Genomic DNA, 4,038 nt, shown 5'->3' with positions numbered 1-4,038 from the left:
TCATAGCGGATCAGCGCCATCGGGATGCGGCCGCGCCGGATGAAATCATCGTGGAAATTGCGCAGGTTGAAGCGCTCGCCCTGCTTGTGGCGGGCCGCTGCCAGCAGTTCCCACATCTGCACATTGCCGATGGTGTATTCCAGCCCATGCCCCGGCAGGGTGCGGATATGGGCATATTTGCGGGCCACATCGGCATCCAGGAAGGGCGTCACCTTGCGCCACCAAGTCGCCACCTCTTCAGCGGTCTTTGCATTCAGCTGGTTCTCGATGTCTCCCACCGTGCGCGCCGCGCGCCACAGGCCGAAATGGTAGATCAGCTCCTTCACCCGGGGGCGATCATCAAAGAAACCGGCCTGCAGCGCGGCTTCCTCCAGATAAACGGCCCAGCCCTGCCAGCGCGCGCCATCGAGGAAGGCGCGGCGGATGGGATCGGGGTGGGCGTTGGACAGCATCAGATCCATGCGGTGGCCGGGGATGACGGCGTGGAGATGATCGGGGGAGGCGTCGCGATACTGGATCTGTTCCCAGTAATTGGGCGGCGTCGCGCGGCGGATGAAGGGCACATTATAGGGTTCAAGATAGGTCGGCGGCACCGCCATCCCGCTCAGCGTCGGCGGGATGCTGGCCGGGATGGTCATGAAATCGCTGCTCACCAGGAACTTGCGGATGCGGGCATCGGTATCAGCCACGCGCTGGCGATAATCGGCATCATTGCCCGCCATGGTGATCGCCGGCACCGCCCGGTTCCTGTGTTCGGCAATGGCCAGGAACGACCACATGCGTTCCAGTTCGCGCTGGCCCAATGTGCGCGCGGCATCGCTATCATAGGGCATTTGCAGGGCGTGGCGCAGATACCAATCGAGCCGCGCCTTGCCCACGCCGGCCCGCGCCGTAACGCCTGCCCGCGCCGATTTCAGCCAGTCGCGATAGTCGGTGAGCGCCGCGATGGCCCGGTCGATATCGGGCACCAGTTCCGGCTGCTCGCGCACCGCCCGGCCGCGCAGATCGCGATACCAGCCGATCACGCCGGCCGGCGGAACGGCGCGCTGCGGAAAGCCATCTTCCACGCCGTCTGACTGGTCGAGCGAGCGGATCGCCAGATCGACATGATCGGCCGCCATGGCATCCAGTGTGAAGCGCGCGGCGGCCAGTTGCGCCGGGATCGCCCGCACGCGGCCGGCGAGGCTGGCATTGGGCAGCGGCGTGAAGGCCAGGCGCTGCAAGGGTTCCAGATAGAAGCCCGGATCGCGCGCCCATGGCCGCGTCACCTTCAGCGTGAATTCGGCGCGATCCATCTCCGATCGGACCACCAGCCAATCCACCTTGGCCTCGCGTGACCAGCCGGTGACCTTTATGCCCGCCAGCCGCTGTTGCAGGGCGGTCAGCGCTGTGGTCTGCCGGGCCATGGCGGCCGGGCCATAATCGCCGGCCATGCCACGCTGCCAGGCTTGATAATCGCTGAAAACCTGGGCCAGGGCCGGGTCTGGTGGCGATTGGGCCATGCTCATGCTGGCGGCCATCAGGCCCACCGTTGCTGCCGTGAATGCACGCAATAGACCACGCATGATCGATCCTCCCCTGCCAGGCGCGGCAAAGCATATCTGGTTTTAACCACAAAGCGAACGCTTGTTCGCTAGGCGGCGTTTTTCGACTTTGCGAGACCCAAGCAATATGCCAGACCAAGGCCATGGCGATTGCGATTGATCTTTCGGGGAAGACCATCCTGCTCACCGGCGCGTCCAAGGGCATTGGCGCGGCCACGACGGCCATATTGGGAGAAGCCGGCGCGCATGTGGTGGCGCATTATGGCAGCGATCGCGAAGGCGCCGAAGCCGCCACCGCCGCCATCCCGCCGGAGCGCCTGCTGCTGGTGCAGGCCGATCTGGCCGATCTGGATGCGGTGGAGCGTTTGTGGAGTGAGGCGTTGGCCTGGCGCGGGCGCATCGATGTGCTGGTCAACAATGCGGCCGTGATGGATTTTTCCGGCAGTTTCGCCGCCCCGCTGGAAACGTGGGACAGGGTGTGGGACCAGGCGCTGGATGTGAACGTGAAGGCGCCGGCGCGGCTGATGCGCAATGCGGTGAACCATTATCTCGAGGTGGGTGGCGGCGCGATCATCACCATCAGCAGCTGGGCCGCCCAGCGCGGCGTGACCAACCCGGCGACCATTGCCTATGGCGCGTCCAAGGCCGCTGTGCGGTCTGCCACCCAGTCCATCGCGCGGGCGTATGCGCGCGACAATATCCTGGCCTATATCGTCACCCCCGGCGTGGTGCGCACCCGGCTTTCGGAACAGTTCGCGGCCACTCAGGGCGGCGAGGACCAGATTTCGGCGACGCTGGCCACTGGCAAGTGGGTTTCACCGGCGGAACTGGGCAATCTGGTGGCCTTTCTGGCGTCCGGCGCCGTGCCCCAGATGTCCGGCGCCACGATCGACGTGAATGGCGCAAGCTACGTCCGCTGATGCGTGTTACCCTGCCCGGTATCGCGCGGAGCGGCCCCGGCTTCCGTTTCCGCTTTGCCGGCCGCGAACTCGCAGCCTGGCCCGGTGAGACGCTCGCCGCTGCATTGACCAGCGCCGGCCAGCTGGCGCTTTCCACCAACGGCCCTGACGAGCGCCGCGGCGTATTCTGCGGCATGGGCGCCTGCGGCGAGTGCACGGTGCTGGTGGACGGCCGCAGCCAGCGTGCCTGCATGGTGGCCGCCGCGCCCGGCATGGTGGTGGAGCCGATGCCGCGCCGGGTGGTGGCAACGCCCGCTGCGCCCGCCGCCGCGCCGGCACAGGTGCTGGCCTGCGATCTGCTGATCATTGGTGCCGGGCCCGCCGGGCTTGCCGCCGCCGAGGCTGCCGCTGGCCTGTCGGTGATCGTCATCGATGAACGCAGCAAACCCGGGGGCCAGTATTTCAAGCAGCCGGGCAAGGGCTTCGCGATCACACCGGCTGCGCTGGATGCCCAGTTCCGCGAAGGCGCAGCGCTGATTACCGATGTGGCAGCATCGCCCGCGCAACTGATGGCAGGCCGTATTGCCTGGTCTGCCCGGCGGGATGGCCAGCACATCGTGGTGGAAACGTCGGGCCCGGAAGGGCCGGCGCGGATCAGCGCAGCGCGTCTGATCATCGCCACCGGCGCCACCGAAAAGCCATGGCCGATGCCGGGCTGGACGCTGCCGGGCGTGATGACCACCGGTGCCGCGCAGACGCTGCTGCGTTCGGGTGCGGTATCGCCAGGCAGCCGGGTGCTGGTGGCGGGCAATGGCCCGCTCAACATCCAGCTCGCCAACGAACTGCTGAACGCCGGCGTGACGGTGGCGGGCGTCGTCGAACAGGCGCCGCGACCCGGCCTGGCGCGGGCGGCGAGTGCGCTGGCGATGGCGCGGCACGGCGCCGGGCTTGCCGTGCAAGGCGTGCGCCAACTGGCGCGGCTGCGCAGTGCGGGCGTGCCGTTCCTGTTCGGCCACGTCGTCTGCCGTGCCGAAGGTGCGGAACGGGTGGAGCGGGCGGTTGTGGCGGCCACACGGCCCGATGGCCAGTTGGGGACAGAACGGGCGTTCGACATCGATGCCCTGTGCGTTGGTGCCGGCTTTCAGCCGCAGGCCGAGCTGGCCCGCGCGCTGGGCTGCCGGCTGGCGTGGAGTGATGGTGCCATGGCGGTTGTGCGCGAAGATGATGGGCGCACGTCGGTTGGCAATGTGTTTGTCGCTGGCGATGGCGGCGGGCTCGGTGGAGCAAGGGCGGCGCTGGCGCAGGGCACGCTGGCTGGTCTGACGGTGGTTGCCGATGTGAAAGGCGGGCTCAGCACTGCGCAATTGGCCCAGAGCCAAACGCAACGCCGGGCGTTAGCCACGGCGCGGGGCTTCCAGGCCGGCCTGTGGCAGTTGTTTGCCCCGGCGCACCCCACGCCCACCGTCCACACGCCGGAAACCCTGCTGTGCCGCTGCGAAGGCGTGCGCTTTGGCGATGTGGATGCGCTGCTGGCGGCGGGCACGAACGATCCCGGCAGCATCAAGCGCGCGACGCGGCTGGGCATGGGCCGCTGC

Annotated in this window: 3 protein-coding genes; 2 read left to right on the top strand and 1 reads right to left on the bottom strand. The window is 67.9% G+C overall.

Translation table 11 applies throughout. The features are described from left to right. The coding region (locus RT662_RS03660; RefSeq protein ID WP_313669251.1) for a DUF885 family protein at window positions 1-1,565 on the bottom strand (1,565 nt) is incomplete at its 3' end. Window positions 1,566-1,687: 122 nt separating this feature from the next. Here RT662_RS03660 and RT662_RS03655 point away from each other — a divergent pair. Further along, complete coding sequence (locus tag RT662_RS03655) at window positions 1,688-2,464, top strand: SDR family oxidoreductase (protein WP_313669249.1); 777 nt, start codon at window positions 1,688-1,690, stop codon at window positions 2,462-2,464. Next, on the top strand, window positions 2,464-4,038 hold a 1,575-nt coding region (locus RT662_RS03650), incomplete at its 3' end, for an FAD-dependent oxidoreductase (protein WP_313669247.1). The genes RT662_RS03655 and RT662_RS03650, both read left to right, overlap by 1 nt.

Origin of the sequence: Sandarakinorhabdus sp., from assembly GCF_032115815.1 — a bacterium.
Classification (GTDB): domain Bacteria; phylum Pseudomonadota; class Alphaproteobacteria; order Sphingomonadales; family Sphingomonadaceae; genus Sandarakinorhabdus.
This window is presented reverse-complemented; position numbering and strand designations above follow the sequence as displayed.

Coding starts and splice junctions, on each gene's coding strand:
- RT662_RS03655 (WP_313669249.1), top strand. CDS start 1,688: ATGGCGATTGCGATTGATCTTTCGGGGAAGACCATCCTGCTCACCGGC.